This is a genomic window from Marihabitans asiaticum (assembly GCF_007828725.1).
Classification (GTDB): domain Bacteria; phylum Actinomycetota; class Actinomycetes; order Actinomycetales; family Dermatophilaceae; genus Marihabitans; species Marihabitans asiaticum.
Genome location: NZ_VIUW01000001.1, coordinates 566162 through 579010 on the forward strand (window position 1 = coordinate 566162; position 12849 = coordinate 579010).

At 72.5% G+C, this 12849-nt stretch carries 17 protein-coding genes; 13 read left to right on the forward strand and 4 right to left on the reverse strand.

The genetic code is table 11. The features are described 5' to 3' along the window. Both mshD and FB557_RS02665 read right to left on the reverse strand, forming a co-directional pair. Positions 1 to 897 carry a mycothiol synthase gene (gene mshD / locus FB557_RS02660; protein WP_144855375.1) on the reverse strand — a complete coding sequence of 299 codons (897 nt, stop codon included), beginning with the start codon at positions 895 to 897 and terminating at the stop codon, positions 1 to 3. Then, positions 894 to 1604, reverse strand: coding sequence for a winged helix-turn-helix transcriptional regulator (locus tag FB557_RS02665; protein ID WP_144855377.1), 711 nt, complete (start codon positions 1602 to 1604; stop codon positions 894 to 896). Before FB557_RS02665 ends, mshD begins: the two co-directional genes overlap by 4 nt. A 41-nt stretch (positions 1605 to 1645) precedes the next feature. On the opposite strand from FB557_RS02665, the gene FB557_RS02670 reads away from it, so the two are divergent. Together FB557_RS02670 and FB557_RS02675 are read left to right on the forward strand one after the other, a co-directional pair. Further along, a complete protein-coding gene (locus FB557_RS02670) occupies positions 1646 to 2497 on the forward strand; it encodes a hypothetical protein (protein ID WP_144855379.1) in 852 nt (283 codons plus the stop codon). A 35-nt stretch (positions 2498 to 2532) separates the two neighbouring features. Beyond that, entirely contained in the window at positions 2533 to 3030 is a 498-nt protein-coding gene (locus tag FB557_RS02675) for a heme-binding beta-barrel domain-containing protein (RefSeq protein ID WP_144855381.1), read from the forward strand. A gap of 133 nt (positions 3031 to 3163) precedes the next feature. On the opposite strand, the gene FB557_RS02680 is transcribed toward FB557_RS02675, so the two are convergent. Next, positions 3164 to 4213, reverse strand: coding sequence for an LCP family protein (locus FB557_RS02680; RefSeq protein ID WP_144855383.1), 1050 nt, complete (start codon positions 4211 to 4213; stop codon positions 3164 to 3166). 57 nt (positions 4214 to 4270) lie between these two features. On the opposite strand from FB557_RS02680, the gene FB557_RS02685 reads away from it, so the two are divergent. From FB557_RS02685 to FB557_RS02720, 8 genes are all read left to right on the forward strand, one after another. Then, positions 4271 to 4705, forward strand: a complete 435-nt coding sequence (locus tag FB557_RS02685; RefSeq protein ID WP_144855385.1) for a Fur family transcriptional regulator — start codon at positions 4271 to 4273, stop codon at positions 4703 to 4705. Then, positions 4702 to 5721, forward strand: a complete 1020-nt coding sequence (gene ygfZ / locus FB557_RS02690; RefSeq protein ID WP_144855387.1) for a CAF17-like 4Fe-4S cluster assembly/insertion protein YgfZ — start codon at positions 4702 to 4704, stop codon at positions 5719 to 5721. The genes FB557_RS02685 and ygfZ overlap by 4 nt, the downstream gene beginning before the upstream one ends. A 247-nt stretch (positions 5722 to 5968) precedes the next feature. Further along, on the forward strand, positions 5969 to 6535 hold the full coding sequence (locus FB557_RS02695) for a helix-turn-helix domain-containing protein (RefSeq protein WP_144855389.1): 567 nt from the start codon (positions 5969 to 5971) through the stop codon (positions 6533 to 6535). Between the two features lie 21 nt (positions 6536 to 6556). Continuing rightward, positions 6557 to 7183, forward strand: a complete 627-nt coding sequence (locus tag FB557_RS02700; protein ID WP_144855391.1) for a hypothetical protein — start codon at positions 6557 to 6559, stop codon at positions 7181 to 7183. A 30-nt stretch (positions 7184 to 7213) separates the two neighbouring features. Then, positions 7214 to 8203 carry an asparaginase gene (locus FB557_RS02705; protein WP_144855393.1) on the forward strand — a complete coding sequence of 330 codons (990 nt, stop codon included), beginning with the start codon at positions 7214 to 7216 and terminating at the stop codon, positions 8201 to 8203. Between the two features lie 11 nt (positions 8204 to 8214). Beyond that, the gene (gene dtd, locus FB557_RS02710; RefSeq protein ID WP_144855395.1) at positions 8215 to 8673 is read left to right on the forward strand and encodes a D-aminoacyl-tRNA deacylase; all 459 of its coding nucleotides are present in this window, start codon (positions 8215 to 8217) and stop codon (positions 8671 to 8673) included. Continuing rightward, a complete protein-coding gene (locus tag FB557_RS02715) occupies positions 8670 to 8978 on the forward strand; it encodes a DUF2516 family protein (RefSeq protein ID WP_144855397.1) in 309 nt (102 codons plus the stop codon). Before dtd ends, FB557_RS02715 begins: the two co-directional genes overlap by 4 nt. A gap of 70 nt (positions 8979 to 9048) precedes the next feature. Beyond that, positions 9049 to 9414: a phosphomannose isomerase type II C-terminal cupin domain gene (locus FB557_RS02720; RefSeq protein ID WP_144855399.1), complete on the forward strand. Its 366-nt coding sequence runs from the start codon at positions 9049 to 9051 to the stop codon at positions 9412 to 9414. 12 nt (positions 9415 to 9426) lie between these two features. On the opposite strand, the gene FB557_RS02725 is transcribed toward FB557_RS02720, so the two are convergent. After that, entirely contained in the window at positions 9427 to 10227 is an 801-nt protein-coding gene (locus FB557_RS02725; RefSeq protein ID WP_144855401.1) for a class I SAM-dependent methyltransferase, read from the reverse strand. Positions 10228 to 10294: 67 nt separating this feature from the next. Here FB557_RS02725 and FB557_RS02730 point away from each other — a divergent pair, with 67 nt between their 5' ends. From FB557_RS02730 to FB557_RS02740, 3 genes are read left to right on the forward strand one after another with little or no spacing between them, the layout of a single operon-like run. Next, positions 10295 to 11047: a hypothetical protein gene (locus FB557_RS02730; RefSeq protein ID WP_144855403.1), complete on the forward strand. Its 753-nt coding sequence runs from the start codon at positions 10295 to 10297 to the stop codon at positions 11045 to 11047. Further along, positions 11040 to 12293 carry a D-inositol-3-phosphate glycosyltransferase gene (gene mshA, locus FB557_RS02735; protein WP_144855405.1) on the forward strand — a complete coding sequence of 418 codons (1254 nt, stop codon included), beginning with the start codon at positions 11040 to 11042 and terminating at the stop codon, positions 12291 to 12293. Before FB557_RS02730 ends, mshA begins: the two co-directional genes overlap by 8 nt. Positions 12294 to 12312: 19 nt before the next feature. Beyond that, positions 12313 to 12840, forward strand: a complete 528-nt coding sequence (locus FB557_RS02740) for a type III secretion system chaperone family protein (protein ID WP_144855407.1) — start codon at positions 12313 to 12315, stop codon at positions 12838 to 12840. Positions 12841 to 12849: the final 9 nt, after the last annotated feature.

A 12849-nucleotide genomic window follows, 5' to 3' on the forward strand; every position in this document is an offset into this window, starting at 1 on the left:
TCATTGTGGCAGCGCGCCGTGGGGGCGGGCGTACATGGCGTGGACGGCGAAGGGGGTGAGACCGGCCCGCTCGTACGTCGCCAGCGCCGGCGTGTTGTCGCCCTCGACGTAGAGCTCGACGGTCTGCAGCCCCCGGTCGCGCAGGTGCTGCAGGCCGACCGCGGTCGCAAGGCCACCCAGCCCGCGCCCCTGGTGCTTGGGGTGGACACCGACGACGTAGACCTCACCCACTGGGGGGTCGGCCACCTTCGTCCAGTGGAAGGCCGCGATCCCCCCTTCGCCGTCCTCGACGAGGAAGATTCCGGCGGGATCGAACCACGGCTGCTGCGCCCGCTCCTCGAAGCCGGCCCGGTCCAGCCGCCCCTGCTCGGGGTGGTCGGCGAAGGCGGCAGCGTTGACCTCGAGCAGCGCCTCCTCGTCGGTGCCGCGGACGAAGGTCCGCACCCGGTACCCCGGCGGCGGCTCGGGCGCGTCCGGGACCCCGGCGAGCTCGCGGCGCAGGACCCGCAGCTCCCGGACCTGCTCCAGGCCGAGGTCGGCCGCGAGCCCCTGGGCGGCGGGCAGGTCGCCGTGGGCCCAGAAGCGGGCGTTCGGCTCGGCCGCGAGGACCGACTCGGCGAGAGTCCGGCCGACGCCCGAGCGGCGGGAGCCGGGAGCGACGACGACCTCGGCGGTCCCGTCCTCGGTGAGGCCGGCATACCCGGCGAAGGGGGGTCGCTCGCCCGCGAGCAGGTGGCGGCCGGGCCGCCGCAGACCGAGGACGAGCTCCTCGCCGAGGGGGGCCACGCCGTCGTGCTCGGCCGCGTCGTCCGCGAGGGCCTGGACCGCGTCGGCGCTCTCGTGGTCCAGCGCCTGGTGCCAGCGCGGCTCGTTCCGGTCGGTTCGCGGGGAGGTCATGCGTCCACCCTGCCGGGCTCGTCGACATCGGCGGGTGTCGGCTCGGCGTCGGGGACGAAGCGGTAGCCGACCCCGCGGACGGTGCCGATGAGGACCTCGTAGTCGGCGCCGAGCTTGGCCCGCAGCCGGCGGACGTGGACGTCGACCGTGCGGGTGCCGCCGAAGTAGTCGTACCCCCAGACCTCCTGGAGCAGCTGGGCGCGGGTGAAGACCCGGCCGGGGTGGGCGACGAGGTACTTCAGCAGCTCGAACTCCTTGAAGGTGAGGTCGAGTGGCTGGCCGTCGAGCCGCGCCGCGTAGCTCGCCTCGTCGATGCTCACGCTGCCGGCGGTGATCTCGTCCTCGGGCGCCTCGTCCCGGTACCTGCCCACGGCGAGCCGGATCCGGGCCTCGACCTCTGCGGGGCCGGCGCTGTCGACGACGACGTCGTCGGCCTGCCACTCGGCGGTGACGGCGGTCAGGCCGCCCTCGGTGAGGATGACGATGACGGGAGCGGGGGCGCCGGTGGCCTGGATGACCCGGCTGAGCGCCCGGGCCTGGATCAGCTCGCGCCGGGCGTCGAGCAGCACGACGTCGACCTCTGGGGCGTCGAGCAGCGCGGACGCCTCCGCGGGGAGGGTCCGGACGTGATGACCGAGCAACGCCAGCGCCGGGAGCACCTCGGCGCTCGGCGCCAGGTCGTCGGTCAGCAGCAGCAACCTGGCCATCGGAGCAGATCCTACGGAGAACCCTTGGGTAAGGTCAGCGCGTGTCATCCGCTGAGCAGCTCCCGCAGACCCGGGCCGAGCGTCGGCGGGCGCAGCAGGGCCGACGGGGCCCCGACGAGACACCGGCTCGCCCCGCGCTCGAGGCAGCTCCCGCCCGCCCCCGGCCGGTCGTCGCTGCGGCGACGATGGTCCTTGGTCTCGCCGTCGCGGTCGCGAGCACCGCGACCGAGCACTCGCTGCTCATCGGCGTGGTCGCCCTGTGCGCGGTGCTCGTCGCGGTGGGCCTGCCCCGGCTCGTCGGGCTGGTCGGCGCCCGGGCGAGCTCGGTCGTCCTCCTGCTCACCACCGCCGGCCTCGTCGCCGCGCGGATGTTCAAGGAGGGTGAGCCGCTGCTGGAGCTGGTGCCGTTCGCCGCGGCCGGAGGCTTCGTCATGGCGTGCCTGACCCCGCTGGTCAGCGCAGCGGCGCGCCGGCAGCTCACCTGGTGGCTCAGCGCCACCAGTCTCGGGGTGCTGCTCCTCGTGAGCGGCTTCGTCCTCACGGGGGTCTCCGACGCGCGCCGTCCGGTCATCGTGGCCGCCGTCGCCATCGCCGTGTCGGCGGTGGTCGAGGTGATCATGACCCGGGGCCGAGCTCGGTCCTGGCTGCTGCCGGTCACCATGGTCGTCGGCGGCATCGCCGGTCTGGTGGTCGAGCTGGCGGTCCGCGACGAGATGCTCGTCTGGGCCGTGCTCGTCGGCGTCCTCGCCGCCGGGATCGCCCTCGCCCTGCGTCAGGTGCTGGCCCAGCTGCCGCGGATCGACGAGCCGGTCGGCTCGATCGCCACCGGCGCCGCGTCCCTGCTCGTCGTCGGTCCGGTGGTGCTCACCCTCGCCCGGGTCTTCCTCGGCTGACCGGGCCGGTCGGCGAGGAGCCGTAGGCTGGCGCCATGTTCACTCTCGACGCCACGCTGCACCCCGACATCGCGCCGCTCGCCTGGCTCGTGGGCCGGTGGGAGGGCGCTGGCGTCGTCGGGTACCCGGGCATGGAGTCGCGCAACTTCGGCCAGGAGGTCGTCTGCTCCCACGACGGTCGGCCCTTCCTGCGGTGGGAGTCGCGCACCTGGCTGCTCGACGCCGACGGCAACCAGGTCGAGCAGTTCGCCACCGAGCTGGGCTTCTGGCGTCCCGGCGGTGAGGGCGAGGTCGAGCTGCTCCTCACCCACCCCAGCGGCCACGTCGAGCTCTACTTCGGCGCCGTCGACACCGCGAAGATCCAGATGAGCACCGACGGCATCATCCGCAGCCCGCAGGCGGTCGACTACAGCGCCGCCACCCGGCTGTACGGGCTGGTGCAGAGCAACCTCATGTGGGTCATGGACATGGCCGCGCACGGCGAGCCGATGCAGAGCTACATGTCCGCCGAGCTCAAGCGCGTCGAGGGCTGAGGTCGAGGGCTGAGCCTGGGGCGTCTCACCGCGCCGGCCCTCCCCGCACCTGCCAAGGCAGGTGCCCGGTTAGTCGGTACGAGCCTTGGTAGGTGCGGGGCTTGTGGGTGCGAGCCACGGTAGGTGCGGGGCGTCAGCTGGAGGACTGGACGTAACCGGCCATGTCGTCGGCCTTGAGCGCATCGCTCAGGGCGGCCATGCCCTGCTCGTCCAGGACGTCGATCGACTCGCCACCCTCGGTCGTGCCGTAGCCGGCGAAGGGTGCGGTGACGAAGTGGATGTCCTCGCCCCGCACGCCGCGCAGCGCCAACGCCTGGTTGCGCATATCACCGGTGGTGAGGGTGTCGTCGACGACGGCGTTCGAGGTGCCGGCCTCGACGAAGCTGGCGAACTTCACCGGGTTGAGCAGCACACCGGGCGAGAGCGCCTTGGTCATGATCGCCTTCATCCAGGCCTGCTGGCGCTGACCGCGGGAGATGTCCCCTTCGCTGAGCTGGTAGCGCTCCCGGACGAAGCCGAGCGCCTGCTCGCCGTCGAGGTCGTTCCACCCCTGCTGGATCTCGACCCCGCCGTTACCGCTGGACGAGCTGGCCTCGTCGGCCCAGACCCGGACGCCGCCGACGGCGTCGGTCATCTGCTTGAAGCCCTCGAAGTCAGTCTTGGCCACGTGGTCGACCTTGACCCCGAGCAGGTCCTGCAGGGTCTGGACGAGCAGGGGCGCGCCACCGTAGGCGTACGACGCGTTGATCTTGCCCTTGCCCCGGCCCGGGATCTCGACGTAGAGGTCGCGGGGGAAGTGGATGAGGTAGACGGCGCTGCTGTCCTTCGGGATGTGCACGAGCTGGATGACGTCCGCGCGGGAGGCCGTCTCTCCGGGTCGCGCATCGGACCCGATGACGAGGTAGTTCGTCCCACCGTCGGTGACGAGCCGGTCGCCCCGGGTGCTCTGCTCCTCGTCGCCGCCCTCGCCACCGGGCAGCAGCGCCTCGCGCTTGACGTCGTCGACCTTGCTGTTGAGGAAGCCGAGGTAGCCGCCGACCCCCGCCACGGCGAGGACGACGATGCACAGCAGGGCGACGAGGGCTCGTCGTAGGCCGCGTCGGCGGGGACGGGCAGCACCGCGTCGCCCGGGGTTGCGGTCGTCGCGCGCGTCGTCGCCGTCGAAGAGGTCGTCCTCCAGCACGGGGGTGAGTCTAGGCGGGTCGGCCGGACCGCCGCAGGAGGCCGTACATTGGCGGTCATGGTGCACATCGACCGGCTCACCGCGGCCGTCCGTGCCCGCGGCCTGCGGATGACCGATCCGCGACGGCGGGTGCTCGCCGCGCTCGCCGGCTCCCAGCACCAGACCCCGGAGCAGATCCTCCAGGTGGTGACCGACGACGGTGGCAGCGAGCTGCCCCCTTCGACGATCTATCGCACGCTGCAGGCGCTCGAGGAGGCTGGTGTCGTCGCCCACACCCACCTCGACCACGGGCCGCCGACCTACCAGCTTGCCGGCCCGCACCGGCACCTCCACCTCGTGTGCCGCTCCTGCAAGACGGTCTCCGAGCTGCCCTCCGAGCATGCGGCCGCGCTCGTTGGGACGATCCGCTCCGAGACCGGCTTCCGCGCCGACCCGACCCACATGGCAATTCACGGCCGGTGCGCGCGATGCGCCGGCGAGGAGGACCGATGAGCGAGCTCGTCCATCAGCCCGGAGCAGTCCCCGGTGAGGGGCGGGACGCCGCGGTGGCCGTCCACTACGGCGACCCCCTGCGGGAGCAGCGGCTGCTGCGCGAGGGCCTGGCCGCGGTCGACCTCGGCCACCGCGGGGTCGTCACGGTGGCCGGCTCGGACCGGCTGACCTGGCTGCACTCCCTGACCACCCAGCAGCTGAGCGACCTGGCTCCGCGGACCTCCGCGGAGTCCCTGGTGCTCAGCCCCAAGGGGCACGTCGAGCACGACCTGCACCTCGTCGACGACGGCGAGCGGGTGTGGATCACCTGCGAGCCCGGTACCGCCGGCGACCTCGTCGGCTGGCTGGACTCGATGCGCTTCATGCTCGACGTCCAGGTCGAGGACCGTAGCGCGGACTACGCGGTGGTCGGCGAGAGCGGTGACCGCGAGAGCGTCGACGGCGAGCCGCTGGCCTGGCTCGACCCGTGGCCCGGTCCGGTGGGTGACACCTTCGCCTACGGGCCGGACACCTCCGAGCACCCGGGGGCGGCATGGTCCTGCCGCGAGCTGATCGTGCCGAAGGGGGATGTGCCCGCCGCCGTGGGAGACCGCCAGCTCGCGGGACTGTGGGCCTGGGAGGCGCTGCGGGTCGCGGCCTGGCGGCCGCGGCTCGGGGCCGAGACCGACCACCGCACCATCCCCCACGAGGTCGACTGGCTGCGCAGCGCCGTGCACCTGCACAAGGGCTGCTACCGCGGTCAGGAGACGGTGGCTCGGGTGAAGAACCTCGGCCGACCGCCGCGGCGCCTCGTCTTCTTGCACCTCGACGGGTCGGGGCACATCGTGCCGACCGCGGGGGAGCCGGTGCGATGGGGCGAGAAGCAGGTCGGGGCACTCACCTCGGTCGCCCGTCATCACGAGGACGGGCCGGTCGCGCTCGCGCTCGTGAAGCGCAACACCCCCGTCGACGTCGACCTCACCGCGGGCGACGAGGCCCCGGTCGCCGCGGCGCAGACGGTCATCGTCGCCCCCTGACCCCGCACCCCCACCGCCACCCCCGCCCCCACCCCCTCCCAGCGGGTTGAGGTATTCACGCCCGGCTGGACGCCGCAGTTGTACCTCTACCCGGTGTGACCCGCCCACCCCCTCCCAGCGGGTCGAGGTACAAGCGCCCGGCTGGACGCCGCAGTTGTACCTCTACCGGGCATACCTCGACCCGGTGTGACGCACCTCATGCACGCTCCAGTTTGCATCTGCTAACTGGAGTTAGCACAATAGAGGCATGGCCAAGAACCCGCTCGGAGACCTGGGGAACAACCTCGGGGAGTACCTCCGCGACCAACGGGTCAGCGCCTCCTTGTCGGTCCGGCAGCTGAGCGAGCGGGCGGGGATCTCCAACCCCTACCTCTCCCAGATCGAGCGGGGGCTCAAGCGCCCCAGCGCTGAGATCCTGCAGCAGATCGCCAAGGGCCTCTCGATCAGCGCCGAGACCCTGTACGTGCAGGCCGGGCTGATCGACCCCGATGACGATGCGCCGTCACGGCCGACGGCGCGCGAGGCGATCGCCGCCGACCTCCGGCTCACCGGACGTCAGCGACAGACCCTCATCGACATCTACGACTCCTTCGTCGGCTCGTCCCCCGGGGTGAGCGCCGGCGAGGAGCCGGCAGACCTCCCTTCGCCCGCCCCCTCGGCGGCGCGGGAGACCGGCGCCGGCGCGAGATCCGCGAAGAAGACCTCCGCGAAGAAGACCACCCCGAAGCGGCCCGGGACGAAGAAGTCCACCGCACCGAAGAAGACGGCGAAGCGGTCGACGACGACCGCCCGCGCCGCCAAGAACACCCGCTGAAGCACCAGAAGGAGAAGCAGCATGAGCGTCACCACCAGCATCAAGAAGGTCGTCACCGGCTACCCCTACGCCGTCGTCGGCACGACCGACCTCGCCGTCGAGCGCGTCCGCGAGACCCGCGCCCAGCTCGACGCCCTGCGCGCCGAGTACGCCCCGGCCAAGGTCCAGGCTCGCCTGGCCAAGGCCCCCGAGGTCGCCACCAAGGAGTACGACGACCTCGTGGTCCGCGGCGAGAAGCTCGTGGAGCGGATCCGCACCCAGCAGTCCACCCAGGACTTCCTCGGTCAGGCCAAGGCCACCCTCGCCCTCGGCAAGGGCGTCGTCACCTCGGCCCGCAAGACCGTCGACGAGGTCGAGCGCGCCGCGAAGGCGACCGTCACCGTCGGCCGCAAGGAGGCCGTCAAGGCCGCCGAGGCCGTCGCCGACTCGGTGGACGTCGACGTCGACGTCGACACCGAGAAGGCGAGCACCGCGGTGAAGTCCGCCGCGAAGAACACCCGCAGCTCGGCCAAGCGGACCTCGACCACCGCGAAGAAGGGCACCGCCCGGACCCGCACCCAGGCGAAGTCCACCGGTACCTCGGCCCGCAAGACCGCCGCCAAGGGCGCGAAGTCCACGGCCAAGGCTGCCGAGAAGGTCGGCGACTGAGCTCACCGGTCGGCGGTTATCGTCGGTCGGGTGAGTGACTCTCGCCGCACCCCCGACGACACCTCCGCCCTCGACGAGGCCCCCGTGCTGGTCCATGTGACCCGCGGGGGCCTCGTCGAGTCCGCCCACCACGGCCGGATCGCCGCGCTGGCCGCCGACGGCGCCCCCGCCCTCACCCGCGGCGACGTCGAGGCGCCGGTCTACCCGCGCTCGACGCTCAAGCCAGTCCAGGCCCTCGCCATGGTGCGCCACGGCCTCGACCTCGCCCCCCATCACCTCGCGACGGTCTGCGCCAGCCACTCGGGGGAGCCGCGCCACCTCAAGGCCGTCACCGAGATCCTCGCCGGAGCCCGCCTGAGCGTCGACGACCTGCGCACCACCCCTTCGCTCCCGCTCGGTGAGCTGCCCCAGGCCCACTGGCTCGTCGAGGGGCGCCGCCCCGAGCCGATCGGCCACGACTGCTCCGGCAAGCACGCGGGCATGCTCGCGACCTGCGTCGTCAACGGCTGGTCGACCGAGGACTACCTCGACCCCGAGCACCCGCTGCAGCAGGCGATCCTCGCCGAGGTCACCTCGCTCGTCGGCCCGGTCGGCCCGATCAGCGTCGACGGGTGCGGCGCGCCCCTGCCCGCGGTCCCGCTGGTCGGCATGGCGCGCGCCTTCGCCGCGATCGCCTCCGCCGCCGCAGGCACGCCCGAGCGTCGGGTCGCCGACGCGATGCGCACCCACCCCGAGCACGTCGGCGGCGAAGGGCGTGAGGTCACCGACCTCATGCGGCGCACCCCGGGTCTCATCGCCAAGGACGGGGCGGAGGCGACCTTCGTCGCGGCAGCCGACGACGGGCGCGCGGTCGCCGTCAAGATCAGCGACGGTGCCCCCTTCGCCCGGGCCCGGACGGCGGTCCTGGCCACCGGCCTGCTCCGGCTCGGGGTCCACTCCGAGGGCACCCGCGAGCACGCGACCTCCCCCGTGCTCGGCCATGGCCGGCCGGTGGGCGAGGTCGCGGTCGTCGGGTTCTAGAGGGGGTCGACGTGCGCACGGTGCTGCAGCGGGTGAGTCGGGCCGAGGTGCGGGTCGAGGGTGAGGTGGTGGGGTCGATCGGCCCCGGCCTCGTCGCGCTCGTCGGCGTCGCCCACGGCGACGGCTCGGCCGAGGTCGAGACCACCGCGGCCAAGATCGCGGGGCTGCGTCTCTTCGAACCCGAGGGCGAAGGGGGTGAGCGCTCGGTCCTCGAGGTGGGCGGCGAGGTGCTCGTCGTGAGCCAGTTCACCCTGCACGCGGACGTGCGCAAGGGTCGGCGCCCGTCGTGGAACGCCGCCGCACCCGGCCCGGTCGCCGAGCCGGTGGTCGACGCGGTCGCGAAGCGGCTGCGCGAGCTGGGGGTCGCCGTGGCGACGGGACGTTTCGGTGCGCACATGGAGGTCGAGCTCGTCGGCGACGGCCCCGTCACCATCGTCCTCGACGTCCCCACCGTAGGCTCGAGCGCATGAGCGTCGTCGGTCAGATCCAGGACTGGGCGATCTTCGCCCTCAGCTGCATCGTGCTCGGGGTGGCGGTCTACGCCCTGATCCATGCAGCCACCCAGCGGCCGGACGCCTTCGTGGCGGCCGGCAAGCTGACCAAGACCAAGTGGCTGGCGATCCTCGGTGTCGCGCTGCTGCTCGCGGTCGCCAGCTTCGGCGGGCTGCTGCTCGGGATGATCCTCGCGGTCGTCGCTGCCGGGGTGTACCTGGCTGATGTGAAGCCGGCGATCGAGACGGTGCTCGGCCGGGCGCGGGACAACCGCTGGAGGTGACGGACCTGCGCGTCGTGGGTCATCCTGTGCCCTCACAGCCGTACGAGAAGTCGCAGGACGAGGGGGAGCGATGAGCCAGATCGACGATCCGCGTGGGGCGATGTTTGTCTCGGAGCGCCCGTGGGGCGCCTTCGAGCAGTTCACCCTCAACGAGCAGACCACGGTGAAGATCATCACCGTCGCGCCCGGGCAGCGCCTGTCGCTGCAGACGCACGAGCACCGCGCCGAGTTCTGGCAGGTGCTCGACGTGCCGCTGGACATCACCGTCGACGACCAGACCTGGTCGGCCCAGCCCGGGGAGCAGATCTGGGTGCCGCAGGGAGCAAAGCACCGGATGGGCAACTCCGGGCAGGTCCCGGGCCGGATCCTCGAGATCGGCTACGGCACCTTCGACGAGGACGACATCGTCCGGCTCGAGGACGACTACCAGCGCTGAGCAACCCAGCACCTACGGCTGCGACGTCGGCGCGACCGCGGACCAGCGCACGGTCAGCTCGCCGAGCCGCCAGCGGCGGGCGTCGCCGATGACCGGCCACGACCGGGCGAGGTGGGCGAAGGCCTCAACCGCATGCGCTCGCGCGCCGTACGTGGCGTACGGGGCGCTGCGCGCCCAGGCGGCGTCGAGATCGCCGAGCAGGGCGTGGACCGGCTCGCCCGGGACGTTGCGGTGGATCAGCGCCTTGGGCAGCCGCTCGGCCACCACCGACGGCATCCGGGTATCAAGATCAAGGTCGTTCAGCCGCCAGGACAGGGTGAGCGTGAGCGGACCGGATCGGTCCAGCGTCACCCAGGCGCCGAGGCGGCCGAGCTCGTCGCAGGTGCCGTCGACGACGATCCCGGCCGGATCGAGCCCCTGCCGCAGCCGCTCCCAGGCCGGCGGCACCTCCCCTTCGTCGTACTGCCGCAGCACGTTGAAGGCGCGGATCACCCGCGCCGGGGGCACCGGCAGCTCGAAGCCGCCGAGGACGAAGGACAGGCCCGGCCGGGACAGGGGTTGGGCCGCCGCCACCCGCTCTGGGTCGATCTCCACGCCGACGACCTGGGTATTAGCCCGTACCGCGGCCACGCGCTCCGCCCACTCGCGGGTCGTGACGCCCGCGCTCCCGTAACCGAGGTCGACGAGGACCGGCGGTGGCCCGCCGCGGAGCCGGGCGGCGTGGGTCGAGATCAACCACCGATCGGCGCGGCGCAGGCGGTTGGGGTTCGTCGTGCCGCGCGTGACTGCTCCGACGGGGCGCTGGCTCGGCACCGCACCAGGCTAGGCGGAGACTTAGGGTTGCAGGGTGTCGGTCCGCGAGCGCAGGGTGAGCTGGAGCATGATCGCGCTCCTGACCTCCCTGACCGGAGCGGCCGGGATCGCGCTCGCCTCGTGGCTGCCGGGGCTGCTGGGTGCCGACAGTGGGGTCGAGCAGATCACCCCGGGCCTGCTCAAGGTCAGCAGCGACGCGGTCGGGGTGGTCACGCTCGGCGACGGCCGGTCGGTGTCGCTGGACAGCTCGGGACTGACCGTGGCCGACGGCTCGCAGATCCTCTTCCGGACGGTGCGCAGCGGCTCGGTGATGTCGGCACTGGTGGGCAGCGTCGTCGAGGACGACCCGTACCGCGAGCGGGTGGACGAGGTCCGCTCGAACCTCACGATCACCGACGTCGAGGTCGAGCCGGGCCTGGCGCGCTACGTCGGCACCGTCGCCTCGTCCGAGGGTGAGCTGCCGGCGACGATCACCGTGAGGGTCGATGGACCTGAGGTCTCGGTGACCGCGGCGGCGAAGGGGGCCGATGCCGTCGTCGTCCACGGGTACCAGGAGCCGGGCAGCACGGGTACGGGCGCGGCGCTGCCGCAGGACTCGTTGCTGCGCAGGGCCTGGTGGCTGGAGCGGGACGTGTCGGCCGAGGAGGTGGTGATGCGCTCGTCCTTCACCAGCGGGTTGGCGGTGGGGCCCGAGGGCGTGGCCCGGGCGGTAGACCTCAGGCGGCGCGGGCATACCGATCTGCACGCCTGGTCCGAGGAGATCGTGGTGACCGCGATCCCGGAGGAGGAGCCCATCGCGGGTGGAGACGGTGATGGCTGATCAGATCGACCGGGTCGCGATGCTCAGCGTCCACACCTCCCCGTTGGAGCAGCCCGGGACCGGCGACGCCGGGGGGCTCAACGTCTATGTCGTCGAGACGGCCAAGGAGCTGGCCCGGCGAGGTGTGGCGGTCGACATCTTCACCCGGCGCACCTCGGCAGGAGAGGACGACGTCGTCGAGCTCGCGCCGGGTGTATCCGTCCATCACGTCGTCGCCGGCCCGTACGAGGGCCTGCTCAAGGAAGACCTCCCGGGCCAGCTGTGCGCCTTCGCTGCCGGTCTCATGCGTGAGCTGGCCGGTCGGGCCGAGGGGCACTACGACGTCGTGCACTCCCACTACTGGCTCTCCGGGCAGGTCGGGTGGCTGGTCGCCGAGCGCTGGGGCGTGCCGCTCGTGCACACCATGCACACGATGGCCCGGGTCAAGAACGCCCAGCGCGCCGACGGGGACCGACCCGAGCCGCCGGGCCGCGAGATTGGGGAGACCCAGGTCGTCGAGGTCGCCGACCGGCTCGTCGCCAACACCGAGCAGGAGGCGCGCGAGCTGATCGAGCTCTACGACGCCGACCCGGGGCAGGTGAGCGTGGTCCCCCCTGGCGTCGACCTGGAGACCTTCACCCCCGGCGACCAGGCGCAGTCGCGGCGCGCGCTCGGGATCGCCGAGAACGCGGTCCTCCTTCTCTTCGTCGGGCGGATCCAGCCGCTCAAGGCGCCCGACGTGCTGCTTCGAGCGGCTGCGCAGATGGTCCAGGAGCGCCCCGACCTGCGCGAGCGCCTCGTCGTCGCCGTGCTCGGAGGCGCGTCGGGCAGCGGGATGGCCGAGCCGCACAGCCTGGACGATCTCGCCGACGAGCTGGGGATCAGCGACGCGGTGCGCTTCGCCCCGCCGGTCGACCGACCGGCGCTGGCGCAGTGGTTCCGCGCGGCCTCGCTGGTCGCCGTGCCGAGCCACAACGAGTCCTTCGGGCTCGTCGCCGTCGAGGCGGCGGCCAGCGGCGCCGTCGTCGTCGCCGCGCGGCGCGGCGGTCTGCCCACCGCGGTCGGCGACGGAGGGGTGCTCGTCGACAGCCACGACCCGCAGGAGTGGGCGCGGCAGATGCTCGACCTGCTCGACTCCCCGGCGACCATGGCCGACCTGCGCGAGAAGGCGCTCGCGCACTCGGCGACGATGGGATGGTCGGCCACCACCGACCGGTTGCTCGAGGTCTACACCTCGGCGGTCGAGCAGGCCGAGGCCCGCGGATGACCACAGGTGAGGAGAGGCGATGAACGAGGACACGACCCGGGTGCTCCAGCTCGCGGAGCGCTATCTGGAAGAGGCCGAGCTGGAGTGGGAGTCCGGCGCCCGCGACGGCGAGCTCGTCGTCACCCTCCCCGGAGAGAAGAAGCTCAAGACGGTGGCCTCGCTCGTCGTGGGCGAGCGCGACCTCTCGGTGTCGGCCTTCGTCATCCGCAACCCGGACGAGGGCCACGCGAAGGTCTACCGCTACCTCCTGCAGCGCAACCTGCGGATGCCGCTGCTCGGGTACGCCGTCGACGCCTCCGGTGACGTCTACGTCAAGGGGCAGGTCCCCCTTCGCGGTGTCGATGACGACCTCCTCGACACTGTCCTCGGGGTGGTGCTCGAGGCCGCCGACCAGCCGTTCAACGAGCTGCTCGTGCTCGGGTTCCTCACCTCGATGCGCAAGGAGTGGGACTGGCGGGTCAAGAACGGCGAGTCGCTGCGCAACCTCGAGGCGTTCCGCTCGATCCTGGAGCGCCCCGGTGACCCGTCAGCCGCGGACGCCTCGTGACTAGGCTGG